The sequence below is a fragment of the Bradyrhizobium sp. RDI18 genome (assembly GCF_043203335.1).
Taxonomy (GTDB): domain Bacteria; phylum Pseudomonadota; class Alphaproteobacteria; order Rhizobiales; family Xanthobacteraceae; genus Bradyrhizobium; species Bradyrhizobium retamae.
In genome coordinates, this window is sequence record NZ_JBICRN010000008.1 from 2,443,337 (window position 1) to 2,468,105 (window position 24,769).

Consider the following 24,769-nt stretch of genomic DNA (forward strand, 5'->3'; position numbering starts at 1 on the left):
TATGGAGATCACGCCTACGTCGGAACACGAGCACGACTGGAGGTCTAAGGGCGTACGCCTCTTCGCTCAATATTTGCCGGACTGTTCAAGCTGGTCAAAAAGCTGCTGGACGTTCGATTCGAGGAAACCACTCTCTCCATCTCGGTGAATGATTTCGAAGCTAAGCCCCGTCTCAATGGAGCGGCTCGAGAAGGCCTGTGTCAGTCCAGGGCCACGTATCACATTCGTGTCAAATCCCAGACCACGAGACTTTAGGGTCTCTACAGCAGCATCCACGTCGTCGACCTCAAGAGCGATATGAGCAACTCCAACGCCGTGACGCCGCACGAGCTCTGAGACCTGAGAAGCCGGCTCAGTACCCTGACACAAAACAAACCTGATGCCCCTGCTCTCGAACTCAGCAGATAGCATGCCCGTCGCTCGACCCTTGATGTGAAAACGGCGCTTCAACTCAAAACCTAGCACGTCCCGAAAGAATTGAATTGAGGCCTCAAGATCGAGCACAGCAATCGCAATATGATCGATCCCGCGAAATTGCGACACCGGACTCGCGGTTGTCCGGATGTCATCGGAAGTCGCACCCACTCCGAGCTTGCTATCGATCGTTTTCTGCATAGCACCCACTTTCGATCACACAATCCGACAATCAGGCCAAGGCGACCTCATCGCGCGAGCGACAGGCAAACCCTGCTACCAGCAGATCAGCCCTGTACTAGCGTCAAGGTTCTTCAGAATCCTCTGCTCGAGGTCCGCCAACTCAGCCTTACGCCTGGCCACATCCGATTGAGCGCGGAAGAGCTTGGCTTTGAGCTCTTCTCGTTGCCTCATTGCTTCTCGAAGTTCCCAACCGTCCTGCATCGGCTAATTACCTATCTACGAGCGAACGCCGTCTGTCAGCTCCGAAAACACTGCCTGCGCTTCCGCTGCTGCTGGTGTCAGATCGCCGCGCTTCAGCTGGAGGCGGACGTCCGCCAGACCAATCTGTTGGAACGGCTCGCGGCACATCACCTCGAACATGGTGCGCAGCACCTCTTGACTGGCGTCGTTCCGTCCAGTTCCGGGTGCAGGAGCAATCCTGTCCTCGCCGGGAGACCGAAGCGCCATCAGGAGATGAGAGGCCCCGCGACGGCCACGCATGTGACGGGCGCGGCAGCATCAGCATGGCACTGATTTGGATCAATCGAGCAAGTTTCATCTGAACTCTTAGACAAGGGCTGCGATCGTGGTCGTAACGGATCACCCCCGCATCTCAAGCAACCGACGTGCCAATGACGTTCTGCGAGCGTTTCCTGAAGAAACAACGCGCCTCTCGCTGCGCTGGCGGAATGCTGCCGTCTTACTGTCGGGCTTGGGACATCGACGTCTTGAACCAGACACAGCTCAACACAACAACACGGACGGTCAATGGCGACGATCCCCCGCCGCAATCGCTTCCGCCGTCAGCCCGTCGCTGGCCAAAAGCACGATCCGCGCTCTCCAAACCACCTTCTGGGGCGTGTTCCGGTTTCGGACCAGCCCCTCCAATCCTTCACGATCAGCACTGCTGATCGAAATCCGTTCGATCGTCCTCATCGGCCCAGATTCGCAGGTCTGAGCCGATTTGTGAATCTTGAGGGTTCTGTGAGGTCGCGGGGGCGAAGGCCAGCCGCGCGCGCGGTGGCGCGTGCGACCTCATAGAAGCCGGATTGAACGAAGCCGCGGAGTTGCGACGCTATGGCGATAGTGCAGCCGGTGCAACTGCGGAGAAGGCGCGCCCGTGGTCGCCGCACGTCGGCGAGACATCCGGCTGATGTGAGCGGCCCTATTGATTGGGCAGTGGGCGCGGCGCAGCGAGGGATTTGCTGCGCTGGGATGCGCGGCCGAACGAATGACGGGGTGTTCGGTGACGAACGCGGCCACGGCGACATCGGACGTTGCCACTGAGAAGGTGATCACGGAACGGGTGGATGGTGCAGGCGCTGGTCATGACGTGTCACAACGAAACGGCTGTCGCGCGCGCCGGCCTGCGGGACGACATCGACGCGCCGCATGGTGCCACCGCAATGTGGGCAAACGGGGATCTCGCATTTGGGATCGACGCCGGCTTGTTGATCAGCCGGAGCGTTGCGGACAGCAAGGAGTTGGCGGCAGAGGGCGATTTTATCGTTGCGTCCGCCGTAGGCGAGGAAACCATAGTGGCGGATGCGGTGGAAGCCGTCCGGCAGGGTGTGCAGGAGAAAGCGACGAATGAACTGATCGGCATCAAGCGTCATCACCTTGGCTTTGTGATTCTGCCGATAGTCCTTCCAGGAAAAGCTCACCTTGCCGTCGGCAAGTGAGATCAGTCGACTATTGGCGATATTGTCCACCTTGTCTGATAAGACGGGCTGCGCTCGTATCCGGACTCGATCCTGACCCGGATCCGACCGTCTACACGATCGACGACCTGACAAACCGCATTCTCGATACGCGTCAATCCGAAGGAGTTCAGATCCGCTCGTTCCAGCTCGCGATCGAGCGATTGCGCGCAAAGCCGCAACTGGGGCCGATTCTGATCCATAAGCCCGGCCCCTCTTTGAAACGCCTGAACGGCAGGCTGCTATTGCCGCTGTTTACCGGCGTGGGTTAGAGGAAGTTGGCGCATTGATCGGTGGTGTGAGGACGCGGCCGGGATGACGGAAGGCTCCCAATTAGGTGGCGTGGATTTTCACTGTCATCTGGATCTTTATCCGAGCCATGAAGCCTCGATCGCCCGGGCAGAGGCGGCGAACATCTACACTCTGGCGGTAACCACGACTCCGAAAGCGTGGTCGCGCAATCTCGAACTCACACGGAGCACCCGATTTTGTTCGGGCGGCACTTGGACTGCATCCGCAGCTCGTCGCCGAGCGCGGCGGTGAACTCGCGTTGTGGAGCGGCACCTTTCCGAAACGCGCTATGTTGGCGAGGTTGGCCTGAATGCAGGCCCACGTTTCTATAAGTCCCTTGAGCCCCAGAAGCGTGTCTTCCGAACGATCCTCGAGCGCTGCGCGGATGCAGGGGAAAAATTCTCACCGTCCACAGCGTGAGGACTGCGCCGACAGTGCTGGACATGATTTAGGAACACCTGCCCCGGCACCGCAGCACCGTCGTTCTACACTGGTTCACCGGCAGCAAGCGCGATATGCAGCGCGCGGCCGCCTTGGGATGCTATTTTTCTGTCAATGCCGAGATGACGCGCTCGGACCGGGGTCGGATCCTCGTCACCGAAATGCCCTTGGATCGCATTCTCACCGAAACGGACGGTCCTTCACTCAAATGGAAGGCAGGCCGGCGGAGCCGGCAGACATCCGACTAACGGTCGCATCTATCGCCGATGTCAGAAAAATAGCTGCCGACACCGTGTCCGACATTATTCGCGCAAACCTGCAGACGCTCCTCAAAACCTGAGCGATCCTCTCACTCGGGCTCCTTTGTTGCCGCAAGATCGGAACCACTCTTCGTCTGGTGGTCGAACGAACGCAATCGCGCGGCGAATTTTATCAAGCCCGCTCTGAGCTCGAGGTCAGCAATATATTCGTCCTAGAAAGGCAAGCTCTTCGTAAGGTTGGCCGCCGCCTCTCGCGTTGCGGCTTCGATAAAGCCCGGTGCTTCGTCGAGTAGCTCAACGAGAAAATCGTCCGGCGACAATACTCGGACGCCGAGCTTTGCGAGCTCGCTTGCATCGAAATCATTGAGGTTGTTTGTGATCAGTGCACAGGGTTGCACCGCGACGGCTGCACCGGCTACGTGGCGGTCTTTGGGATCCGTACTTCCGATAGCTTGGTCGGCGTCGAAATCGCAAATGATCGCATCCGGAAAGTGCTTGCGAATGAGCGGCAGGGTTCGCTGCGAAACCCGATCTCTCGTCCGATCCTCGAGATTGCGGAGCCACTCATCTTCGATGCGATCCGTCCACCGGGCCTCGAACGCGTCATTCAACGCAAGCTGAAGCAGGAGATTGCGAAGTGCGTTCGAGTATAGAACGTTTGCATCAAGGGGTCCGGTTACCGGTCTCGGCATAGTTCGCCTCGAGATCCTCGGTATCGGCAGCTATTTCAGCCGCAGCATTCCGGCGCTGCTCCTCATGCTGCTTCAGGCGCGCGACATCTGCGACACGGATTCGTCTATGGGTGCCTATCTGCCGGAACGGCAGTTTCCCCACATCCATGCGCTTGTACACGATGGGACGAGAGATGCCCAACATCTCGGCTGCCGTCTCTGGGGAAACCTCATGCTCCGCCTTGAAGACCAAGGTTTCGCCCGGCTGCGAGATGGCGTCGAGAAAATCGTGCACCGCTCGCAAGAGCGATGCAGGCATCTCTGTCAGGATCGGCTTCCCGGAGGGATCTGTGAAGAACAGGCCGCCAGGCGCTGCAAGCCCGCCAAGCAGGCCCGCGCCCTTCTTTGCCTCTTCCCGATCACGATCATCGATCTTAAGCTGGTGACCACGTCAGTCATGGTCCACACCTCCGCGCAACTGTAATAAGTGTAATGATTGTCAGATGACATTTCAAGGCAGTTATAATTATCTCAGCAATAACATAGACTTAGATTATAAGAAGGCGTTGTGCATTGATCACCAAGGCTCTTTTGGTCCCCCGGCGAGACTCGCGTCGGTCGGTCGCCGCCGGTAACTTCCCGAAAAATTTTCGAAAAGCCTTCCCGGAAAGGCCACCTGCAGCGCAACACTCATTGGAGGCCTGGTCGGCAATCAATGGACGATGAGGCGACGCATCTTTCCCTCGGCGAGGTTCGCCGCATCATCAGCCGCTTGCGCGGGCCCGACCTCGTGCGTCTGTCGTTGTTAGCCCGCGCCTGGGCAGCCGGCCTACGCTACCATGATACGGATGATCTCCTCTACGAGGCGCTCGACCGCATCTTGTCGGGGCGGCGGCTGTGGCCCAGCGAAGTCCCGCTTCCAGCATTCCTTTCACAGGTGATGCGCAGCATCGCGAGCCAGTGGCGCCAGGAAGATCGTCGCGAACCTCTGAGGGAAGACGAAACCGACCAGATGTTCGAGGACGAGACACAGGATCCTTCAACCAGATACGAAATGGACGACCTAATCTCACGAATGCGTTGCGCCCTTGCTTCGGATCCGATCGCTTTTGATGTGGTGGACGGCGCCCGCTCCCGGCATCGCAGTGCCATAGGGTGGTTCGTCGAAGACGAATCACATGAGGGGAGCCGTCCACATGCAAATTACCACGATCGGTTTGGATATCGCCAAGAACGTGTTCCAGGTTCACGGCATTGACGCGGCCGAGAAGGTCATCGTCAGAAAGCAACTTCGCCGCGGCCAGATTATAGCGTTCTTCGAAGCTCTGGCGCCGTGCCTGGTCGGCATGGAGGCCTGTGCCACGTCGCACCATTGGGCGCGCGAGTTGACGAAGCTGGGCCACGAGGTCCGTCTGATGCCAGCGAAGGATGTGAAGGCCTACGTCAAGCGCAATAAGAACGATGCCGCCGACGCGGAGGCAATCTGTGAGGCGGTGCGGCGCCCGACCATGCGTTTCGTGCGGATTAAGTCGGCCGAGCAGCAGGGCCAGTTGATGCTGCATCGAGCACGCGACCTGCTGATGCGCCAACGTACCCAGTTGATCAATGCATTACGGGCGCATTTGGCCGAGTTCGGCGTTACGGCTGCACAGGGGCGCGAAGGGATCAAAGAGTTGTTGGCGATCGTCGCACAGGATGAGAGTTCGCGCTTGCCGATCGACGCCCACGCCAGCCTGACCGTACTAGCGGCGCAGCTTCAGGCTGTGCAGACGATGATCGGATCGATCGAGAAACGGATCGTTGCGCAGCATCGCTCGAACGAGGCAAGTAAGCGGCTCGAGACCATCCCCGGTATCGGCGTCGTAGGCGCGACGACCATCACCGCCGTCGTCACGGACCCGAAGGCATTCCGGTCGGGTCGTGATTTTGCGGCCTGGATCGGGATCGTGCCGCGGCAGGATTCGACCGGCGGCAAACAGAAGCTCGGGCCGATCTCGAAACAGGGTGACCAATACCTCAGGCGTATTCTTATTGTCGGAGCCCATTCTGTCTTACGGCGTGCGCGCCAGCAGCCGGAGAAGTATCCCTCACTCACTCAGCTTCTCGCTCGGCGACCGTTCAAGGTCGTCGCCGTCGCGCTGGCCAACAAGATGGCGCGGATCGCCTGGGCATTGCTGGCCAGGGGTGGGACCTACCGGGCGCCCCAACTTGTGGCAGTCTAACAAGGGGCTCGGCAATGGGAGGATGAGGTTGCGTCCGTGCGTTCACGAACTGCAGGGGTGAAGACGACATTGATGCGAAACGGTCGAGACCGTCGATTGGGAAAACCCGTAAGGTGCCACGCGAGGAAAGAACGCGTGCTTTTGTTTGGGACCCGATCAGCGGATCACATCAAGGCCAGCGGCCAAAGTGGCTGCATTCAAAGGCCGGATACATGGCTGCACCCGAACGCTTCGCTGAAACGTCAGATTCCTCTTGCGCCGCGGGCGCCGTCCATACAAGGCATCTTCGAGCATATCTTGGCGGATAGCGATTGCGATGAGGCGCAGCGGGCGCTTGGTATAGACGCGATCCAATACGACACGGCGCGCCGACGAATGGCGAACCGGCTCTTCGACGACTTTCATTCAGGATTATGCGCCATAAGGCGACCGACGAACGTGTACTCGAAATTCTCGCGGAGGGCGTTCTCAACGCCAGCCCGGAGGAAATCAAGCGTGTCGCCATCGCGAGCGGAATTGACGTTGCTGCGCTCGAGAAGAAAGTTCGCGAAAAGATCGCGGAGCGTACGGCAATTGCCGAAGATTCGCAGAGAGGCAGCTTCTCGGTCGGTGAGACCGTGGCTTTGCGCTCCGATCCAAAGCGAATTGGCGTTGTAACTGCCGTCACTCCAAGCAACCGCGAGACCCGCTATTCGGTCTTCATCGAAGGTCGAATGGAGATGCTCTATGCAAGCCAGCTTCAGCCGGCCGACCTCGCACCAACTGCAATCCAAGCCACCAGTAACGAGCTGAATGCTCGATTGACCGCTCTGCAAATTGCCGCGCCAAGCTTGGCCAACCTGTACTCACTGCAGGCCGGTCGCGTCGATTTTATTCCTTATCAATTCCGCCGGAATTATCGAGGTGGAGAGCTGAGATGGCGGAAACGTTCAATGTATGGCTCGATGCATTGCGCGAGAGACATGAGCGGTGGGTCGCCGCCAGCCATGAGAACAACTTTGATCGCGGCATTTGGAACGCGACCGTCGAAAAGTACGCGGATCCGACCCATTTCGAACTCTTGCAGAACGCGGAGGACGCGGAGGACGCGGACGCGAGCTGGGGCTCGCTTCGAGCTGACCAAAGATGCGGTCATTTTCCATCATAACGGTCGCCCGTTCGAGCGAAACGACATCGAAGGGATCACCGGAATCGGCAACACCACGAAAACGAAGCGAACAAGATAGGCTCCTTCGGAATCGGCTTCAAGTCGGTCTATATCGTGTCCGAACGGCCGGAAGTCCACTGCATCGTCGAAGGACAATCCATTGCATTCGCGATCCACGATTTGGTGGTTCCGGAGCTGATCACCTGCGTACACGGCCCGGCTTCTACCCGTTTCGTGCTACCGCTGTCACCTGCAAAGGCCGCTGTCACTATCGCGAAGGCGCGACTTACGTTGGAGCAAGCCGGCGCACGCTGTAGCTTTACTACATGCTTCGCCCGAGCGCAGTGCTCTACCGGGATGAATGAGGTTCCGCGCATCCTTCGCAAGGCCCGCTTGGTGCTCGGTTCCGGCGTCGATCACACCATTTGAGACTCAAGATTGATCAAACCAGCGAGATGTAGCTGGTCCAGCGGTCGCTTCGGCGCCGCGGTAAGTGACATCTGCTTCAGGGCCCATAGGCGTTGCATGAATGAAGTCGATGGTCGGCGTTGCCTCTGCTGTTTGATCAAAAGAGGCTCCGAGGGGATGCGCCCTTCTGGCCGCAAAGCGAGAACAACACTCAGCCAGACGATCCGATACAGTTCGTCGCTGCTCTCGCCCACGCGCGCCTTGGTCAGCGATCCTTGATTCGACACCCTCCACTCCAATGTTGGCATTGACGAACATCTCTCCCAGATCCGATACGCGATCAACGCTTTGCGTTGTGCACATTTGGTCATGGTTTCCAAGCCTACAACCTGACGCGGCGTGAGTTTCAAGCTCTTTCTTTCGAGTGAGTGTTGCGCTGTCGTTACAGCAATTCCCGATGACGTTGCTAAGACGCGCGCGGCCCGGGGGCCATGTAAAGGAAAGAAACTGGAATGAAGAACTTGTTGCTTGTGACTTGCAGCATCGTCGCGCTTGGCGCGGCCGCACCCGCATTCGGCGCGGATCTCGCTGCGCAGCCCGTCTACATGGCGCCGCCGCCACCGCCGCAAGTCGCGGCCGCGATCTACGACTGGAGCGGTTTGTACATCGGCATCAACGGCGGTTGGGGCTTCAGCGATGCAACCGGTAGCACCGTGGGTGGCCAGATCGGCTATCGCCAGCAGATGGGCCAGGCGGTGTTTGGTATCGAAGGTCAGGGCAACTGGGCTGATTTCAGCGGCTCCAATGTCAGCACCACCTTCCCCCTCAATACTAACCGCAGCACGACCGACGCGTTCGGCCTGATCACCGGCCTGATCGGCTACACCTCCAACAACGTTCTGCTTTACGCCAAGGGCGGTGCTGCGGTGACAAGCAACACCCATCAGGTCACCTCAACCCTGACCGGCGCGCAGCTGGCGAGCACCGACAATACGCGTTTGGGCGCAGCTGTCGGCGCGGGTGTGGAAGTCGGCTTTGCGCCGAACTGGTCGGTCGGCGTCGAGTACGACCACCTGTTCATGCCGGACGCCAACGTGAACTTCACCACGGCCGCTGGTGTGGTCGCGACCGATCGCATCCGCCAGGATTTCGATCTCCTGACCCTGCGGCTCAATTACAAGTTTAGCCCGCCGGTTCTCAAATACTGATCTCTTCGCGTCAAACGGCGGATCGAGAGCCCCGGCCCTCGGGCCCGGGGCTTTTTTCGAGCTATTCATCTGCCGCGGAACGGTCACCTAACCGCGTTCTGTATTTTCCGGGAATATGCAAGGACGTTCTGCCTGCAAATCGTTTGGGTTGAGTATGTTCAATGTGATCACCACCAAACTCGAATGGCTAAATGGCAATCGCGAACCTGACACGGCCCGGCACAATGGTGATGCATGGTTAGGGGATGAGCACGCAGACGGCCGGACAGTTTGCCCGGTTCAAGATCGCCTCCCATGCTTCCGCGGATATTCAACCCGAGGCCTACTTCCATTCTGCGGTCCGCAACGCACTGTTCAGCTTACGCATCTCACGTTTGGAAGCGCCGGATCGGCTTTCAGCCCGCTCACACGATTAGATTGCTACGAGTATGGTACTGCTTGTGCTCGACGTCTGGGTATTCTGCGGCCGCCCTTTTGTGCAGAACGCTTGGTTAAATTGTCATCCCCCTTGACCTTGGGCTCAACGCGCGGATACACGGCAAGATAAACCCGTTTGTGTCTGTTGACGATTCAGGCCCAACCCGAGCCACTGTTTGCCTACATCAACAGTCCTGTCATATGCGTCAGTTTTTATAGCCTTCTGGACTTGGTGCTATCAGACGCTTTGTCATAGCTGCGCTTTCATCGGGCAGCTGATCGGGCACTTGCTTTGTGTCCTGCTCCCATCCTGCACCGCCTTTGCGAATTCATGCATCGCAGACGCCGAAGGCCTGCGCCGCGTTCCTTTACATTCAAAGAACGCGCAATGCCCACTACGGTGGAAGAACCATACTATCTGCCTAAAGAGGGCGGCGGCGTCGCGTCGGTACGCGTGGGCAATTTCGGATACTCAATCTTAGGCAGCTGCCCAGTGAGCGAATTCAGAACGCAACAATATCGTTCCTTTCCTTATCGCTAAGCTCGATGCCGAGCTGGGTTTCACCCATCACGCCAACCGCTTGCTTAAGGCTCCAAACCTGGCCTGAATGGAAGTATGGAGCCCGCAACGCGACATTGCGCAACGGCGCGGCGCGGAAAACGTATTCGTCGCTGGCAGCCTTGGTGACCGCGTATCGGCCCTTGTCGGAGGCCGGAAGCAGGGTTGCGCCCGGCCTTTCGATCACGCCTTGTCCACCGACGTTGATTCCGTTGTGACAAGAGGAGCACCCCGTTTGCATGAAGAGCTTCAATCCTGCCTTCTGCTGATCATTGAGAGCAGTCGTATCGCCTTCAAGGTACTGATCGAATGGAGCAGCCGGTGTAATCAGAGTCGCTTCAAAGCGCCTCGATCGCCTTCGCGAAATTGTCAAAGGTGACCGGCGCCGCCTCGTTCGGGAACGCCTTCTTGAACATGACCACATAGTCACTCATCGAATTCAACGTATTGAGCACATGATCTGGGGTCGCGTTCATTTCGACACGCGCCTGCACGGGTCCCTTAGCTTGTGCCTTGAGGTCTGCGGCACGTCCATCCCAGAACTGCGCCACATTGAATACCGCGTTATAGACGGTTGGCGCCCGACGTGGACCCGGCTGCCAGCCGTGCCCGACCGAGGTCGGACCGGCATCGACTCCGCCGCTACCAAGATTATGGCAGCTATTGCAGCCGATAATCTCGCTGGCTGACAGCCGCGGATCGAAGTACAGCATCTTGCCGAGTTCGACCTTCTCGTGGGTGACCGGATTGTCCTTCCACTGCAGGCATGATCGAGGGGATCGGTTTGAAAATCTGCCTAGCAGCTCTCATCAAATCATCATCGGCGCTAGTCTGTGATGAGGCCAACATCGCAACGGCCGCAACGGATAGCTTGCGTACGAGGTGAAGCTCCCATATCGCTGACTTCTTCACAATACCTCTCATCGGCACCAAACAAGGAGGGCGTCGTCCCTGTTTATGTCACGCACTCACGCTTGTCCCAGTGATGGCTGCATAGCAACCGCCGCGCCAGTGGCGCTCGCAAGAGCTAAGCTGCTGATTTAGCCTTCAAAGCAACTGCGACCCCGCGGAGAATGTTAGGTGTCTTGAACCTGACAGAAGCCGTGCGGTGTCAGAAACGCGACAGCCACGAACTAGCGGCGGCCGATTCGTGGGTGGCCGGCGCAGGCCTTTTGTGATTATACCGATGCGGCATCCAACTCGCTGCTGTTCTCAACGAGATTAGATCGTCATGCCATGGAGAATCCTGCGAGCGGACGCCACACGCTCAGGTCAGTTAGCATCCAGTCGCCAGCGCTGGCGCCGCCGAGAATTCAATGAGATTGAGGCGAATCGCCTTTACGATGGCCTGGGTGCGGTTCGTCGTACCCAGCTTGCGCATCACGTTCTTAAGATGAAAATTGACTGTATTCTCGCTGACCTTCAGGATCTTCCCAATTTCCCAAGACGATTTTCCCTCTGCCACCCAGCTCAGGCAGTCTTTTTCGCGCTTAGACAGGGTAAGTTTCCTGTCGCAGCTGCTATCCGAGGGCCGCGCGATCTCCGCAAACGCGATATGAAAGTGCCAGGCCAGTGTGTTGAGGTGACTCATACGATACTGAGGATCGGCGTCGTCGAACGGAGATGCAAAGGATACCACAGATACTCGGCCCAATGCCCCAAACAATGGCACGCTCATACCGTGCTTCAGACCTGCGTCTCTGGCCTCGTCCAGTACGCGCTGCTCGCCGGATTGCAGTTGATATTGCTTGGCGAGTTCGTCCCAGAGAAACGGCCCCGGAAGCATTGGTGTCCGCCGGACCACCGGGTCGATGACACGGTAGTTACGTTCAAAATAACGGTGGCACCAGTCAGGCGGGAAGTTCACGGTCACCGCGGGCGGTAGATACTCCGGTAGACGAGGCGGCTCCGCGAAGGTGAGTGCTCCGTAAGCGACTTCACTGAAGCCCTCCTCGCTCGCACAGCTCACAAGAAGATCGAACAGCGCTTTAATAGAGCGCGTTCGCTTCGCGCATTCGATGAAGCTGAATAAGTCCATGTGGCGCCTCACGAGGGCAGCCAAGAGGCCGCTATTGCGCCGTTCGATTGAGTGTTTTAGGTGGAGTTCTAGCTTTATTCCGCTCAGCGAAGCCCTTGCTCCGCTCTTCATCTAGTCTGAACGCTCGCGCGCTGCGGCAAATGCTATTCCCGAATTCGTTGACCTCTCCCAGCAGGCGCCCAGAAGGGACAGGTCAATCGAAACCGCGGGCACGCAATCAAGCAGCGGAGGTGCAGCGCCTCTTCACTTAAGCTCGAACGGCACACCATAACCGTGGCGCTGGCAGCTCCACTTTATGTCGCCAGAGGGCTCGCCAACGACGCGGTGGGTATCGCGTTCGATGCAGCCGTCGAGGGTGATCTCCACGTCTCACTTGGCGTTCGGCTCGAAGCAGCGCGCGGGGCCGGCTTTCACGAGCGAAAGCAGCGGTCGCATTGTGCGCGCGCACCCCGATATGGGAACGACCGAGATCGATGTGATTGCGCTTGTCGAACAGCTTCCCTTCGAGGCACACTGAGGGCTCGACATTCATGTTTCAGTCTCCGTAGTTGGCATCCACGATTAGAGAAGGCTTCAGTCTTTTGTTTGTGCATGATCTCTTTCGAAAACCGGCGGCCACTTTTCCGGATCGTGCAGCGGCACAGGGCGCGGGCGAATATTCACCGCGCTTGGGCCGCAACGCCTTCATGTCGACTTGGCCATAGGTAGCACGGAGGCATGCCGGCTATCCCGGCGCCGACTACGATGGCGTCGAACCTTACCTCGATCGTGACAGCTTCCTCTAGCTCGCGAACTGGACGCACGAATGCGGCCGCAGACGCGCACGAAGGCGGCCATCGGCGCCGCCAGCAGCCGGTTCGCGACACTACAAACATGGGCGAGTTCGAAGATCGGCGCGTTCTTCTCGATGCTAATGGCGACGATCAGGTCGGCGCCCTTGACGCCGACCCGATGCAGGATCGCGCCGGAAATGCCGGCCGCGATAAAGAGCTTTGGCCGGATGATCTTGCCGGTGTGACCGATCTGCCGGGCGGAGGTGACCCAGCCCTTCTGCGCCAGCGGACCTGAGCAGCCATATTCGGCGCGAAGGACAGCGGCGAGCTGGCGCACCATTTGACAATTTTCGTCCGATCGGAGCCCAAGACCCTCGGCGACCACGACATCGGCATACGCGAGATCGACGTTTGCGGATTCGCAGTCCGGCACGAATGGAGTGCTGCTCCGCCTTGATGGAGTGTACGCGGAGATCCGGGGCCCCCGTCTTAGCGACGCAAGTGAGCTGCAGCAGGCCGGGCCGCTTCGCAATGCCGGGCTCGACCTTTGCGGTGTCGCCGTCGATCGTCTGCTTGTCAGTGAAGGTGACATCAACCGGGCCATACTCGCTCCCAGTCTTGCGGATTGCGGTCGTCAACGCATAGCTGGTCGCCAGCGTGCCGTCCTGGCTCATACGCGATCAATGACCGTACGATGTGGTCGGCGCCGAAGGTCAGTGCCTTGCGTAGGGCTCGGCGGCCATCGATAAGCACGCGCCGCACTCTTCGCTTAGCTCCGGCACTGCTCGCAGCGCGAACAGATCGTAGATGTTGATAATGGTCCGCGTCGGCCTCCCGGTGGCGCATGGAGTTGTTGGCCACGGGGCGCACGCGGATCTGAGCGAAGTTGGAAACCTGCTTGACCCAGACGATACCGTGCATGCGATACTCCACAAGTTCCGAGAACCTGGGATGAGAACAGCAAGGCTCGTACCAGTTGCGGCGCTCGCGAGAATCAGGCGTGGAGACAAATGCTTGAGAGAATTGGCGATCGATTGGGCACGATAGGCGATCGACGCAATTGCGACATGGTCGGAAATCCGACATCGCCGTTTGCAGCAGCCGCGACATTAGTTGATGTAGATCAAGAAGAGCGCAGCGTAAGACGGGATATGTTCTCCCCTCATCTGCGGTGAGAGCGGGGCGCGTAACACACAAGGTGAGCGGCCACAGCGTTCACGAGGACGAAAAACCAAACCCCCTTTCGCCTTGGACGACGCTTCGCATCGCCAGGAGCAGGACGCGATTTCGGATCGCACTCGAGGTCGAGCAGAGCAAGAAGTGCTGAGCTGATGAGGTTTGCCCATTGTCGAAAGGGTGCGCTTTGAATTTCCGCCACCAACGATCGAACGTCTAGTGATTGTTAGGACTTAGCCCGACTCCCGCGGTATCCTGTTTCGACTTGCAAGACGTTGCGACCCAGTCAACTACCAAAGCTAGCAATTGATCGAGATGACAGAAGCATGTCACCTACGGTTGGGCTGCGGAATTGCCCGAGCGGCTTGCCTCGATCAAGAACTGGGCGAAGCATGCCCTGAATGTCCGGCCGGTCGAAGGCACTTGCAAGGAGTGGCATGCAAGATCAATCACAATCTTTTCTCGCCAACGGCCCTGATCGATGCGCTGACTCCTCACTTGCAGAAATACTGCGCGCTGAGATTTGCTCCAACCGCGAGCTCTCCTTCCTCATGGAAGCTCATGATGCGCTCTCTGGCGCGATCGCGAAGCGGGCAGGCTTTAAAGGTTTGTGGGCGTCGGGCCTGTCAATTGCCTGCTCTCTGGGCTACCGCGATGCCAATGAAGCGTCATGGAACCAACTCGTCGACGTCGTCGAGCGCATCGTGGACTCAACGGAGCTGCCCGTGCTCGTTGATGGCGATGGCGGCTTCGGGAATTTCAACAATGCGCGCCTCTTGGCGCGCAAACTCCGTCAGCGTGGCGCTGCCGGGATTGCGCTGGAGGACAGCTGTTTTCCGAAGATGAACTCGTTCGTTGGCGATCGGCATCCCCTAGCCGATATCGATGAATTCTCCGGCCGTCTGCGGGCAGTGAAAGATACAGTCGCGGGCGACTTGGTTCTCGTGGCCCGGATCGAAGCGCTGATCGCCGGCCATGGAATGGACGAGGCAATTTTACGCGCTAGCGCTTACGCCGCCGCGGGCGCCGACGCGATCCTCATTCACTCGAGTAAGAGCACCGCGGACGAGGTCCTCTCGTTCGCGAGTGCCTGGCAGAACTGCCTGCCTGTCGTAATCGTTCCAACGAAATACTATCGAACACCGGTCTCTAAATATCGGGATGCCAGCATCTCCACAGTGATCTGGGCCAACCACTCCATGCGAGCTGCAATAGCGGCAATGCGGCACGTCTGCGGCCGCATTATCGCCGAGGAAGGCATTGACGGCATTGAGCCAGATATCGCAACGCTCGATGAGGTCTTCGATTTGTTGAGGTACGACGAACTCGTCCGTGCGGAAGCGCGATATCTCCATCCCCCTGACTCACGGCAATAGCTTGTCATCCACACTACTCATTCTCGAAGGACTGCCTGCGATGCGACCGCCTGCCCGATCGTCACGCTCCACTGCAACCGTAAACGAAGCACTTGTTTGCCCTCCTGGCACTGGACGTGCCATCAAATGGCGCCACAGCTCTTACTCGGCCGACCTGTGCATTGCTGCCGTATCTCGGCCCGATCTCCTCTCTCAATGGCCACCTAGTCACCGAAGAAGAGCAGGAGCTAATTTCTCTCTCGGAGAACGGCCGAAACGGAGATGATCCGTCCCCTTTGAATTGTGGGGTCAAGGATTCCGGTAGACCCCGCGCCACAGCAGCAACCATAGGCGACATTGGATCGACGGAGAGCGCTCATGTTGGCGCAACGGACAGTTCTGTTCAACTCGTCGGGCACGGCCGCGGCGAGAACCGCCGCCAAAGCGGCTGCCACGAACGGCAAAGAAATCATCGATCTGACCGCCGGAGAGATCTGGACCGACCTGGCGTCCTCGGTGCGCGAGGGCGCGATCGCCGCAATTAATCGCAACGTCAACCGCTACACTGATACGCTCGGTATGATGGAGTTGCGACATGCGCTTGCTCGCAGGATTTCCGCTGAGACCGCTCAACCCTGGTCGGCGGACGAAATCGCGGTGACGAGCGGCGCCAAACAGGCGCTCTTCAATGCGGCCATGGTTATTCTGAACCCGGGCGACGAAGTGCTGATCCCCGCCCCCTACTGGACTACTTTCCCGGCCCAGATCATCATTGCCGGCGGCACGCCGATCTTTATTGGGACCCGGCAGAGTAATTATGTGCCAACGCTTACGGATCTCGTGAAGGCCGTTACATCAAGGACTAAGGCGATCGTGGTCAACACGCCGAACAATCCGACTGGCGCAATCTACGACCGCGAAGCTCTTGCTGGCGTTGCCCAGCTCGCCATGGACCGGGATCTCTGGATCATCTTCGATGAATGCTACGGAGCTTTCGCCCATGCCCCACATACCCATCATCCGATCGTCTCGGTTGCGCCCCGGGCACGCGATCGTACTTTGATCGTCAATTCGTTCTCCAAGTCCTTGGCCCTGACCGGCTGGCGGATTGGCTATCTCGCAGGCCCCAAGGCGGTCATCGGCGCGGTTAAAGCGCTGCAAAGCCATACAACCTCCAATCCAAATGTCATTGCACAGCACGCGCTGCTCCATTACCTCGAGTGCGGCGGTCCTGCATACCAATTGCAGTTGCAGCGCCAAGTTGCCAACGCGCGGGAGCTCGGCCTCTCGATCCTTTCAACGCTGACATCGGTACCCCAACCTACCGCCCAAGGTGGATTTTACTTCTATCTCGATCTCAGCGAATTGCAGCGGCACGCCAAGACCCATGGCCGCGAATTCAGCGCCGATGACGTCGTTAAAAAGTTGCTGATGGACGCTGGTGTTGCAACGATTTCGGGCACTGCCTTCGGCGACCCCGCTGGGGTTCGACTCTCCTACGGCATCAATCTCAAATTGCTCGACAAAGCCTTGCGGCGTCTGACCGCAACTCTGAACGAACTGACCTTTTGAGTGGCAAGGTGCCTGTATTTGAAGAGGTTACCATAATGCCCGACATTCCAAGCCACGTCGTCATCCTTGCCGCGGGGACTTGGCTCCCGCCTGCGGCCTCTGACCGAGACCCGACCAAAGCCGCTACTCGAAGTGCTTGGCACGCCGATCTTGCACAACACACTCGGCAATTTGGCCGCTCTTGTGCCCCTTGCTCAACCTTCCGATCTGCTGCGAAATGTTGCCTGAAGGACAGCCGACGACATCTAAACAGGCTGCATGCGGAAGCCGGGGTCGCGCTATATCCGGCACCGCATTCGAGACGCCGCAGGCGTCGCCTCCCCCGGGATTATATCCGAAAAACTCGAAATTTTCCCCAGACAGCAGGTCGCAATCCTCACCGTCCGGGAACGACGGTGCGGAAAATCCTGCGATGATGAAAGGGAATGAAATGACTACCAATGCTCCAAAGAAAGCCGTCATTCTCGCGGCCGGGTTGGGCTCCCGCCTGCGTCCGCTGACCAATCTGCGCCCGAAGCCGCTAGTCCAAGTCAACGGCACTCCGATCCTTCACAACGCTCTGCACAATTTGGAAGCCGTCGGCGTGGAAGAGGTGACGATCGTCGTCGGTTATCGGAAGGACGCAATTCAATATGCCTGCGGCAGCCGCTTTGGTGAGCTCGAAATCAAGTATGTCGAGTCGGCCGTCTTCGACCGTACCGGCAGCGCCTATTCCTTGTGGCTGGCGCGCGACGCGCTTCTTTCCGGAGACTGCTTTCTCCTCGAGGGCGACGTTTTTTTCGAGGAGGATGTGTTGCGCTACCTGATGATCGGAGAGGCGACCGATGTGGCTGCAGTTGCTCCCTTCGCTGAATTGATGGAAGGGTCGGCAGTTCTGTTGTCGGATAGCGGCTTCATCTCAGGTTTCCGCATGAAGCAAACCGCCGCAAAGCTTGTCGCGGATGGGCCAAGACTATTCAAGACGATGAACCTGCTACGATTCTCGGCGCGGACTCTCAGGGCAACGATCGTTCCAGGGCTGGACGATATCATCGGCTCCGGAGCTGCTCAGGCCTACATCGAGGAGCTTCTTGCGTATCTGGTGGAACGGCGCGGCCTACAGCTCGCAGCGGCGCGTTGCGACGCTCTCAGGTGGTACGAAATCGATAGCACAGAAGATCTGCGCATCGCAGAGCGCATTTTCTCGGGAGCGAACGCCTTCGGCCCGGCTTGTGAGCTGCAGAGTAGGTGAGCCACCAATGCTGAAATACCTTTGGGATCCAGCGAACGCCATAACAATCGGAGGACTTCTTTTTTCTTCCGTCAGCCTATTCTTCGCTCTCTCCGAGCAGCTTGAGCTATCCGTGGCGGCGGCGCTTTGGGCTGTCCTCTCAGATCATCTTGATGGGGTCGTGGCAGCTCTCACGAAGAATCGTGATCCAGATGTTGCGAAAATGGGAAAGAGCCTCGACGGGTTCGGCGACATTATCTACGGAGCCGTCTTGCCCGCAGCGATTGTGATCCAACTCAGCCACGCCTCCCTCCTCGCCCTGGCGACCGCAACCGCCCTGCTTGTGGCCGCGGCAATTCGGCTTAGCTACTTTGCGAATTTCGGCAGATCGTCCGATGGGCGCTTCTTAGGTGTGCCCTTGTCATACGACGTGCCGCTACTGGCCCTCTTGTTCCTTCTCCAACCTCTTATCCCTGCTGAAGGATTTGCGGGCATTGTTAATATCTGCTTCTTGCTGCTCGCTGTCGCTCACGTGGCCTCTATTCGTGTGCCATCACCGAACATGGCGATGTATGCAGCAATCAGCGTTTTCGCCGTCGCGTCATCGGTCGCTTTAGTCGGCCGCTCTCTCTGAGCAGCTCGTGGGCAGATTAGGATGAGATCTACGGAGACTGGCATGATCGGCGCGAGTAAACGGGCTCGTGGTACGGCTTCCTGCTGCGGACCGCTTCGTCCGCCTTTGCTCACGATTTTCCGGACCTTGTCGCCTGCGTCCTCGTCGCACTTGCTGTCGAGAACGTTGCGTTCCCCGAGTGCTGAAGACGGCTTGCGCCAGGTTTCCTGGTCGTCGTTGTCATTACCCTTTGGGGAATGCATCATACTTGCGATGGAGTGGCTGCCATGAATATGCGGCCTGACCCTATAGATGCATGTGATCTGTCCGAACGAGACCACACGAGGGGCTGGATCTATCGACAAGTCGGCGTTGAACCATTCATCCAATGCGCTGGTGTCCGCACGATTTACGGCGCAAGCAATCCGAGCGACGAGGTCATCGCCGCAATGAATGCCGCTGCCGAGGCTTTCGTCGACATGGATGAGCTCGCTGAAGCCGCAGGTAAAAGGCTCGCTGAGCTCACGGGCGCCGAATGGGGCGTCATTACCGCCGGCACTGCATCAACGCTAGTGTTGGCCACCGCAGCGTGCATTGCCGGAAATAATCCGGAGCTGATGTTGCGATTGCCGGACACGTCGGGGCTGCGCAACAAGGTGCTAATTCCCTCCGATCAGCGGTTTTCATATGAACAGGCGGTCCGCGCCGCGGGTGGCAAGATCGTCAGCATTGGTAGCACACAGGAGTTGGCGCAGGCGTTTGATGGAAGCGTTGCGATGATCTGCGTGCTGGGTCGCATGGAGGCTGCGTCGGTATTGCCAATAAGGTCACTCTTGCCTTTCGCGCGCGCACACGACGTGCCAATTCTCGTCAATGCCGCCGGGCTTTCACCAGGAAAGCCGGATCGCTGGATCAAGTATGGAGCCGACCTGGTGGTTTACGCAGGTGGCAAATATATCCGTGGGCCCCAATCCACTGCTATCGTGCTTGGCAGCGAACGGCTTTGTAAGGCTATCTGGTGGATTGGAGCGCCTCACCAGGCATTCGGACGGTCAATGAAGGTTGGCAAGGAGGAAGTGGTCGGCGCACTAATCGCGCTAGACCGCTGGATCAATTTTGGATCGGCCAAGGACGAGCGCGACCAGTGGCTTCCGCGCTTAAAGCGGATTGAGGCTCACCTTAACCTGCTGGGCGTTAGGACGGAAGTGCTTTCCTGGCCTGGTTCTGTTACAGCCATCCGACTGAAGGTCATCTGGGACCCTGATGTTATTCCGTTTAGTGCCGAACAGTTGAGACTCGCCCTATTAAAACAACGGCCGCGGATCCTGATCCACGATTTTTGGTCTACGCCAATCTCGATCATATTGGATCCCGTGAATCTTTCTGAGGATGACGCGGAGACCGTCGGCCGCGCCTTGGCAACCGCGTTCCGTAGCCCCCAGTCGATAGCTCAACCTACCCCCAACCTCCCTGCAAAAGTCAATGTCTCGGGCAGTTGGTGTCTCGAAATGCAATTCCTTCATGGTTCGGCGACACATCAGATCAACATTCAGCAGAACGGCAAACTAATATCGGGCGTTCATCACACGGGATCCTCCACCGGAGTTGTATCTGGTGAAGTTCATGGCCGCCATGTCCACTTTGAGGCTGCGCATGAGCAGTTGCCGATTTCGCTGTTCTACGACTTCGAGGGCGATTTCGCGGCGGACGGCTCCATCAGCGGAAAGGTTCGGCTGGGCGGTACCGCCAAAGAACATCTCGGGCCGGTTTTCAAAGGTCAATATGGTTTTGCGGAATGGCATGCAAGACACGTCCACCTCGCTCCGGATGATTCAGTCCCGCAGGCTGTCGCCCTAAGCCAGGGAAGACCCGAATGACCATTCAGAACGTGGACACACGGACTCTCCATCTCGTCATAGCGGTCCACGCCGACATATCGGCGCAATGCCGAGATCGATCCCGCGCACCAGATGTAAGCTCGAGCTGTTGCCTAAGGCGCCCTCGCCGGATCCCGTGCACGTCCATGAAAACCTGGTTTGGCTTATCCGGAACGTCAAAATGAACATCCATGCCCAGCAACAAAGAGAGCCAATCAGCCTTATAAGAACCACCCCTCCAACGCCAGATTGGATGGGTACCAAATTATCGAAAACGCTAGTTGAGCTGGCTGAACGAAATGAGCTCGAGAAGTTGTTGAGATATCACCGCTTCGGCGGAACGGAAGCTGATCGCCAAGCTGGAGCGACTTGGCTTGCAAAGCGCTTCGCTGTTGCGCCCTCAATTGATCGTATCCTGCTCACGAATGGAACGCAGAACGCGCTCCTAATCACATTAGTATGCGTGGTAGGAAGTGGTAACCTGCTGCTGACCGAGAGCTTGAGCTACTATGATTTGCGGCGGATTTCCGGCTTCTTGAACATCGATGTCAAGGGCATAGCGATGGACAACGACGGAGCGTTGCCGGACGCGTTTGAACACGCGTGCAAAACACTCAACCCCAAAGCTCTATTCCTTATGCCCACGGTTCATAATCCTACCACAATGATCATGTCGCGCGAGCGCCGCCTCGCGCTCGCCGACGTCGCGAGACGATATGGTGTTATGATCATTGAAGACGATGTTTACGGGTTCCTTCCAAAGGAAGCTCCGCCTTCAATTAGTGCGTTGGCGCCGGACGTCACCTGGTACGCCGCAGGCTTGGCGAAATGCATTGCTCCAGGCTTGAAGATTGCCTATCTCTTGCCGCCGTCCGCGGGCGCGGTGGCAAGCGCGTTCGATCGCTTTCACGCTACCTCGACCTGGCATGTCGCTCCCCTATCTGCGGTAGTGGCTCAAACTTGGATCTCTGATGGCACTGCCGAAAAGGTGTTGCTTGCTATTCGCAGTGAAGCGGCAGCCCGACAGGCAATCGCGGCGAAACTGTTCGCTCGTGCAACTTACCTGGCCAAGCCGGAGGCACTACACATATGGCTGACTCTTCCGCGCAGATGGACACAATCGAGCTTTATAGCCGCGGCAGCCAGGGCTGGGGTAGAACTTCGCCCCGGAAGCATGTTCGCCCTTGACGAGGAAAACGCCCCGAACGCCATTCGGATTGTCTTAGGTAGCCCGGAAACCCGTGCCAGCCTTGAGCGAGCTTTGATCGCCCTCAAGCCCCTCGTCCACGACTAGCAGGATGCTGAAAAAGACGTTTCGTGAGTCGGCTGGAGTGTGATTCTGTGCATGCGTTTGATTCCTTTGGATTGGGGACCTGGATGCGCGGCGAAGATAAGCATGCGGAACACCTTTTCAGCTACGTGCGGCTGGAGACACGGATCCCGACGGACCATCCGCTGCGAGCGATCCGGGAGCTCGTTGATGCGGCGCTTAAGGATTTGTCGCGGTCGTTTGATCGGCTGTATGCCCGCGAAGGACGGCCGTCGATCCCGCCGGAGCGGCTGTTGCGAGCGCTGTTGCTGCAGGCGTTCTACACGGTGCGCTCGGAGCGGCAGTTGATGGAGCAGCTCGACTACAATCTGCTGTTCCGCTGGTTTGTCGGATTGTCTGCGGACGATTCGGTGTGGGACGCGACCGTATTCTGCAAGAACCGAGATCGGCTGCTCGACGGCGATATCGCGGCAAAGTTTTTCACAAGCGTTCTCAACCTGCCGCAGGTGAGCAAGCTGCTGTCGAGCGAGCACTTCTCGGTCGACGGGACCTTGATCGAGGCCTGGGCCAGCATGAAGAGCTTTGTACCGAAGGATGACGACGGCAAACCACCTGCGGACAAGGGCGGCGGCGGGCGCAATGCCGAGCGCAACTTTCACGGCCAAAAGCGTAAGAATGACACGCATTCTTCGACCACTGACCCGGACGCCAGGCTGTTCCGCAAGGGCGCTGGCAAGGAAGCTAAGCTCTGTCACATGGGTCATCTGATGACGGAGAACCGCAACGGGCTGATCGTCGATGCGCGACTGACCGAGGCCAACGGCACCGCTGAACGGACGACCGCGCTCGACATGATCGAGGATAATGCCCACCCTGGCAGCACTGTGGGGGGCGACAAGAACTACGACACTGCCGACTTCGTCGCGGGCTGTCGCGAGCGCGGCTGCACCCCGCATGTCTCCCAGAACAATGCCAATCGCCGCTCGGCGATCGATGCGCGCACCACCCGCCATCCCGGCTATCGCATCAGCACCATCAAGCGAAAGCGGATCGAGGAGCCGTTCGGCTGGATCAAGACGGTCGGCGGGCTGCGCAAGACCCGTCATCGAGGCCGAGGCTTGGTGGAGTGGTTCTTTGTATTGACCGCAACCGCCTACAATCTCGTTCGCATCCCCAAAATTCTGGCAGCGACGGGATGAATCCGTCTGGAGCATCGAAAATGACGAAAAACGGCAACCAGAACCCGGCGTCCGACGCCGTTCGGACCTCATCGACCGTCGCCTCGTCGCGCTCATTGAGAAAATCGCTCCCGCAATCAGCTTTTTCAGCACCCTGCTAGTCCTACTGCGTCATAATTTTCACCGACTTCGAGGTGAGATTGGTCTGATGCAACAAGGGCATCGAGATAGTGTGGACACGAGAGCCGCGTTCAATCTTCTCCGAACGGTGGCAATCGAATTTGGGACGTGTCGTTCAGGCCGCAATGGCGGACCCCCTCGGTCGATTAGTTTCGGGAATTGCAGCTTCCTTGAACAGCTTGGTGGAGGCTGTTTCTGAGGGGGGAATCGTTTCTCGCTCGGAGACCAGAAATCCGTAGGCGGCAATGCACAGTGTTGCGTGATGGTGGAAGCCACGCCAGCTTCGCCCCTCGAAGTGGCCAAGGCCAACTTCCTGTTTGAGTTCGTGATAATCGCGCTCAATGCGCCAGCGCAGCTTGACGATATCGACGAACTGACGGAAGCCAATGTTCGCCGGAAGCGTTGACAACCAATATTTGGTCGGCGCCTCCTCGCCTGCCGGCCACTCGATCAGCAGCCATTCCTCCGGCCGGCTTTCGGCGCGCCAGTAATCTCGATGTGCCGGACGGACGCGCACACGGGCAAAGCGCGAGGACAACCGTTCTGCCGTACCCTCACGCCACGTGATCTTGTGCCAAGCATGTGATGGCAGGCCGATCGCAAGCTTCTTGGCCGAAATCGGTCGGTGCTTGCTGTCACGCCGCAGCAACTTTGGAGGTCGCCCGTTCCCCGACCACTTCTTCGGCGGCCGCGGCCCAGTTCCAGGCGTCCATACCGATGTTTGTGGCAGGATGCCAGCCACATAGCTCAGGCCAAGTGCGGTGATATCTCCACGCAGAGCGGTGTCGGTGCCATAGCCGGCGTCCATCAGTACCACGCCGCGCGGCAAGCCCGCCGCACAGGCCCAGCGCAAATGATCGAGTGCAATTGCCGGCTTGGTCTTGAAGGTAATCTCCTTGGGTACACCGGCTTTGCGCCGACGTGTACGGTCCGTCACCCACTCCTTTGGCAGATACAGACGATAGGCCACCGGCAAGCTCGCATGATGATTTGCAAGCGAAAGGGTCACGGCGACCTGACAATTGTCTTGCTTGCCCAACTGGCCGCAATATTGCCGTGCAACCCCGACCGAATGCCGGCCCTTCTTGGGAAAGCCCGTATCATCGATGATCCAAGCTTCGATCGGCCCGTGCCGTTCGATCTCCGGCAGCACCATCTCGCGGACCTTGGCCAAAACCTGCTGGTCCGACCAGTCGCCTTGACCGACAAAATGCAACAACGACTGATGTTGCGCTGCTGTCCGATCAGGAGCCGTGATCGCCGCCATCGGCTCGACACTCTTGCGATCGCAAGGCATCATCAGACCAGTGCAGTAATCGCGAAGTGGCTTGGCTCGGTCCGCATGCCCGATCACGCTCGTAAGACCCTCAACATACGCCGAAAACCGCGACGCCACGTCCCCCGATTTTGCCAAACCCATCTCAGCCTCTCCGCATGCTGAAAATTGAGTCTTTTCAAATATATGATTCTTCTCGGCAAAGGCCGCGACACTCTGACTCAGTAAGACTAGAAGCTGCTGGCGGGCAGATTACAACGACCCACGACCGCGCGCGAAGGTCGGATGGAG

At 58.3% G+C, this 24,769-nt stretch carries 24 protein-coding genes and 3 pseudogenes; 14 read left to right on the top strand and 13 right to left on the bottom strand.

The window, feature by feature from the left end; genetic code table 11:
- Positions 1-66: 66 nt before the first annotated feature.
- Both ACFXS9_RS20930 and ACFXS9_RS20935 read right to left on the bottom strand, forming a co-directional pair.
- Positions 67-615, bottom strand: a complete 549-nt coding sequence (locus ACFXS9_RS20930; protein ID WP_057846699.1) for a VOC family protein — start codon at positions 613-615, stop codon at positions 67-69.
- A 258-nt stretch (positions 616-873) separates the two neighbouring features.
- Positions 874-1,017, bottom strand: a complete 144-nt coding sequence (locus ACFXS9_RS20935) for a hypothetical protein (RefSeq protein ID WP_392691691.1) — start codon at positions 1,015-1,017, stop codon at positions 874-876.
- A 205-nt stretch (positions 1,018-1,222) separates the two neighbouring features.
- Between ACFXS9_RS20935 and ACFXS9_RS20940 the strand changes: the two genes are divergently transcribed.
- Positions 1,223-1,594 carry a hypothetical protein gene (locus ACFXS9_RS20940; protein ID WP_392691694.1) on the top strand — a complete coding sequence of 124 codons (372 nt, stop codon included), beginning with the start codon at positions 1,223-1,225 and terminating at the stop codon, positions 1,592-1,594.
- A 337-nt stretch (positions 1,595-1,931) separates the two neighbouring features.
- Here ACFXS9_RS20940 and ACFXS9_RS20945 read toward each other — a convergent pair whose 3' ends face one another.
- Positions 1,932-2,348 carry a transposase gene (locus tag ACFXS9_RS20945; protein ID WP_392691697.1) on the bottom strand — a complete coding sequence of 139 codons (417 nt, stop codon included), beginning with the start codon at positions 2,346-2,348 and terminating at the stop codon, positions 1,932-1,934.
- A gap of 794 nt (positions 2,349-3,142) precedes the next feature.
- Between ACFXS9_RS20945 and ACFXS9_RS20950 the strand changes: the two genes are divergently transcribed.
- Entirely contained in the window at positions 3,143-3,316 is a 174-nt protein-coding gene (locus ACFXS9_RS20950) for a TatD family hydrolase (protein WP_392691700.1), read from the top strand.
- Between the two features lie 224 nt (positions 3,317-3,540).
- Here the strand turns inward: ACFXS9_RS20950 and ACFXS9_RS20955 are convergent, their stop codons facing one another.
- Entirely contained in the window at positions 3,541-3,939 is a 399-nt protein-coding gene (locus ACFXS9_RS20955; RefSeq protein ID WP_392691703.1) for a hypothetical protein, read from the bottom strand.
- Positions 3,940-3,991: 52 nt separating this feature from the next.
- Positions 3,992-4,318, bottom strand: a complete 327-nt coding sequence (locus ACFXS9_RS20960) for a helix-turn-helix domain-containing protein (RefSeq protein ID WP_392691706.1) — start codon at positions 4,316-4,318, stop codon at positions 3,992-3,994.
- Positions 4,319-4,714: 396 nt separating this feature from the next.
- On the opposite strand from ACFXS9_RS20960, the gene ACFXS9_RS20965 reads away from it, so the two are divergent.
- A complete protein-coding gene (locus ACFXS9_RS20965; RefSeq protein WP_392691709.1) occupies positions 4,715-5,257 on the top strand; it encodes a hypothetical protein in 543 nt (180 codons plus the stop codon).
- A complete protein-coding gene (locus ACFXS9_RS20970; RefSeq protein WP_392691712.1) occupies positions 5,196-6,221 on the top strand; it encodes an IS110 family transposase in 1,026 nt (341 codons plus the stop codon). The genes ACFXS9_RS20965 and ACFXS9_RS20970 overlap by 62 nt, the downstream gene beginning before the upstream one ends.
- A gap of 156 nt (positions 6,222-6,377) precedes the next feature.
- Here the strand turns inward: ACFXS9_RS20970 and ACFXS9_RS20975 are convergent, their stop codons facing one another.
- Positions 6,378-6,626, bottom strand: a complete 249-nt coding sequence (locus tag ACFXS9_RS20975; RefSeq protein ID WP_392691715.1) for a hypothetical protein — start codon at positions 6,624-6,626, stop codon at positions 6,378-6,380.
- A gap of 8 nt (positions 6,627-6,634) precedes the next feature.
- Here ACFXS9_RS20975 and ACFXS9_RS20980 point away from each other — a divergent pair, with 8 nt between their 5' ends.
- Entirely contained in the window at positions 6,635-7,447 is an 813-nt protein-coding gene (locus tag ACFXS9_RS20980; RefSeq protein ID WP_392691717.1) for a hypothetical protein, read from the top strand.
- A 337-nt stretch (positions 7,448-7,784) separates the two neighbouring features.
- Here the strand turns inward: ACFXS9_RS20980 and ACFXS9_RS20985 are convergent, their stop codons facing one another.
- Positions 7,785-8,186, bottom strand: coding sequence for a hypothetical protein (locus tag ACFXS9_RS20985; protein ID WP_392691719.1), 402 nt, complete (start codon positions 8,184-8,186; stop codon positions 7,785-7,787).
- A gap of 102 nt (positions 8,187-8,288) precedes the next feature.
- On the opposite strand from ACFXS9_RS20985, the gene ACFXS9_RS20990 reads away from it, so the two are divergent.
- Entirely contained in the window at positions 8,289-8,984 is a 696-nt protein-coding gene (locus tag ACFXS9_RS20990) for an outer membrane protein (RefSeq protein WP_392691722.1), read from the top strand.
- 831 nt (positions 8,985-9,815) lie between these two features.
- Here the strand turns inward: ACFXS9_RS20990 and ACFXS9_RS20995 are convergent.
- The 5 genes and pseudogenes from ACFXS9_RS20995 to ACFXS9_RS21015 form a co-directional block, all read right to left on the bottom strand.
- Positions 9,816-10,884, bottom strand: a pseudogene (locus tag ACFXS9_RS20995) (cytochrome-c peroxidase).
- A 352-nt stretch (positions 10,885-11,236) separates the two neighbouring features.
- On the bottom strand, positions 11,237-11,998 hold the full coding sequence (locus ACFXS9_RS21000; protein ID WP_057846706.1) for an autoinducer binding domain-containing protein: 762 nt from the start codon (positions 11,996-11,998) through the stop codon (positions 11,237-11,239).
- 243 nt (positions 11,999-12,241) lie between these two features.
- A pseudogene (locus ACFXS9_RS21005) lies at positions 12,242-12,530 on the bottom strand (ferredoxin family protein).
- A gap of 249 nt (positions 12,531-12,779) precedes the next feature.
- A pseudogene (locus ACFXS9_RS21010) lies at positions 12,780-13,207 on the bottom strand (electron transfer flavoprotein subunit alpha/FixB family protein); the annotation flags it as partial.
- Positions 13,208-13,362: 155 nt separating this feature from the next.
- The gene (locus ACFXS9_RS21015) at positions 13,363-13,692 is read right to left on the bottom strand and encodes a hypothetical protein (RefSeq protein ID WP_392691726.1); all 330 of its coding nucleotides are present in this window, start codon (positions 13,690-13,692) and stop codon (positions 13,363-13,365) included.
- A gap of 761 nt (positions 13,693-14,453) precedes the next feature.
- On the opposite strand from ACFXS9_RS21015, the gene aepX reads away from it, so the two are divergent.
- From aepX to ACFXS9_RS21055, 8 genes are all read left to right on the top strand, one after another.
- The gene (gene aepX / locus ACFXS9_RS21020; RefSeq protein WP_392699901.1) at positions 14,454-15,323 is read left to right on the top strand and encodes a phosphoenolpyruvate mutase; all 870 of its coding nucleotides are present in this window, start codon (positions 14,454-14,456) and stop codon (positions 15,321-15,323) included.
- A gap of 357 nt (positions 15,324-15,680) precedes the next feature.
- Positions 15,681-16,874 (top strand): pyridoxal phosphate-dependent aminotransferase, encoded by a 1,194-nt coding sequence (locus tag ACFXS9_RS21025; protein ID WP_392691729.1) that lies wholly within the window; start codon positions 15,681-15,683, stop codon positions 16,872-16,874.
- A gap of 66 nt (positions 16,875-16,940) precedes the next feature.
- Positions 16,941-17,102: a sugar phosphate nucleotidyltransferase gene (locus tag ACFXS9_RS21030; RefSeq protein ID WP_392691732.1), complete on the top strand. Its 162-nt coding sequence runs from the start codon at positions 16,941-16,943 to the stop codon at positions 17,100-17,102.
- Between the two features lie 202 nt (positions 17,103-17,304).
- Positions 17,305-18,105, top strand: a complete 801-nt coding sequence (locus ACFXS9_RS21035; protein WP_392699903.1) for a phosphocholine cytidylyltransferase family protein — start codon at positions 17,305-17,307, stop codon at positions 18,103-18,105.
- A 7-nt stretch (positions 18,106-18,112) separates the two neighbouring features.
- Entirely contained in the window at positions 18,113-18,718 is a 606-nt protein-coding gene (locus ACFXS9_RS21040) for a CDP-alcohol phosphatidyltransferase family protein (protein ID WP_392691735.1), read from the top strand.
- A gap of 266 nt (positions 18,719-18,984) precedes the next feature.
- Positions 18,985-20,574, top strand: a complete 1,590-nt coding sequence (locus ACFXS9_RS21045; protein ID WP_392691738.1) for a hypothetical protein — start codon at positions 18,985-18,987, stop codon at positions 20,572-20,574.
- A gap of 181 nt (positions 20,575-20,755) precedes the next feature.
- The gene (locus ACFXS9_RS21050) at positions 20,756-21,868 is read left to right on the top strand and encodes a PLP-dependent aminotransferase family protein (RefSeq protein ID WP_392691741.1); all 1,113 of its coding nucleotides are present in this window, start codon (positions 20,756-20,758) and stop codon (positions 21,866-21,868) included.
- 83 nt (positions 21,869-21,951) lie between these two features.
- Positions 21,952-23,043: an IS5 family transposase gene (locus ACFXS9_RS21055; protein WP_392691744.1), complete on the top strand. Its 1,092-nt coding sequence runs from the start codon at positions 21,952-21,954 to the stop codon at positions 23,041-23,043.
- Positions 23,044-23,317: 274 nt separating this feature from the next.
- On the opposite strand, the gene ACFXS9_RS21060 is transcribed toward ACFXS9_RS21055, so the two are convergent.
- Positions 23,318-24,622, bottom strand: coding sequence for an IS701 family transposase (locus ACFXS9_RS21060; RefSeq protein ID WP_392691746.1), 1,305 nt, complete (start codon positions 24,620-24,622; stop codon positions 23,318-23,320).
- Positions 24,623-24,769 lie beyond the last annotated feature (147 nt).

Excerpts from the sequence above, each read along its gene's own strand:
- ACFXS9_RS21040 (WP_392691735.1), top strand. The coding sequence starts at position 18,113 with ATGCTGAAATACCTTTGGGATCCAGCGAACGCCATAACAATCGGAGGA.
- ACFXS9_RS21050 (WP_392691741.1), top strand. The coding sequence starts at position 20,756 with ATGAACATCCATGCCCAGCAACAAAGAGAGCCAATCAGCCTTATAAGA.
- ACFXS9_RS21060 (WP_392691746.1), bottom strand. The coding sequence starts at position 24,622 with ATGGGTTTGGCAAAATCGGGGGACGTGGCGTCGCGGTTTTCGGCGTAT.
- ACFXS9_RS21055 (WP_392691744.1), top strand. The coding sequence starts at position 21,952 with ATGCGCGGCGAAGATAAGCATGCGGAACACCTTTTCAGCTACGTGCGG.
- ACFXS9_RS21015 (WP_392691726.1), bottom strand. The coding sequence starts at position 13,692 with ATGCACGGTATCGTCTGGGTCAAGCAGGTTTCCAACTTCGCTCAGATC.
- ACFXS9_RS20975 (WP_392691715.1), bottom strand. The coding sequence starts at position 6,626 with ATGAAAGTCGTCGAAGAGCCGGTTCGCCATTCGTCGGCGCGCCGTGTC.
- ACFXS9_RS20965 (WP_392691709.1), top strand. The coding sequence starts at position 4,715 with ATGGACGATGAGGCGACGCATCTTTCCCTCGGCGAGGTTCGCCGCATC.
- ACFXS9_RS20935 (WP_392691691.1), bottom strand. The coding sequence starts at position 1,017 with ATGTTCGAGGTGATGTGCCGCGAGCCGTTCCAACAGATTGGTCTGGCG.
- ACFXS9_RS20950 (WP_392691700.1), top strand. The coding sequence starts at position 3,143 with ATGCAGCGCGCGGCCGCCTTGGGATGCTATTTTTCTGTCAATGCCGAG.
- ACFXS9_RS20970 (WP_392691712.1), top strand. The coding sequence starts at position 5,196 with ATGCAAATTACCACGATCGGTTTGGATATCGCCAAGAACGTGTTCCAG.
- ACFXS9_RS20980 (WP_392691717.1), top strand. The coding sequence starts at position 6,635 with ATGCGCCATAAGGCGACCGACGAACGTGTACTCGAAATTCTCGCGGAG.
- ACFXS9_RS20930 (WP_057846699.1), bottom strand. The coding sequence starts at position 615 with ATGCAGAAAACGATCGATAGCAAGCTCGGAGTGGGTGCGACTTCCGAT.
- ACFXS9_RS21045 (WP_392691738.1), top strand. The coding sequence starts at position 18,985 with ATGAATATGCGGCCTGACCCTATAGATGCATGTGATCTGTCCGAACGA.
- ACFXS9_RS20960 (WP_392691706.1), bottom strand. The coding sequence starts at position 4,318 with ATGCCTGCATCGCTCTTGCGAGCGGTGCACGATTTTCTCGACGCCATC.
- ACFXS9_RS21035 (WP_392699903.1), top strand. The coding sequence starts at position 17,305 with ATGACTACCAATGCTCCAAAGAAAGCCGTCATTCTCGCGGCCGGGTTG.
- ACFXS9_RS20990 (WP_392691722.1), top strand. The coding sequence starts at position 8,289 with ATGAAGAACTTGTTGCTTGTGACTTGCAGCATCGTCGCGCTTGGCGCG.
- ACFXS9_RS21025 (WP_392691729.1), top strand. The coding sequence starts at position 15,681 with ATGTTGGCGCAACGGACAGTTCTGTTCAACTCGTCGGGCACGGCCGCG.
- ACFXS9_RS21000 (WP_057846706.1), bottom strand. The coding sequence starts at position 11,998 with ATGGACTTATTCAGCTTCATCGAATGCGCGAAGCGAACGCGCTCTATT.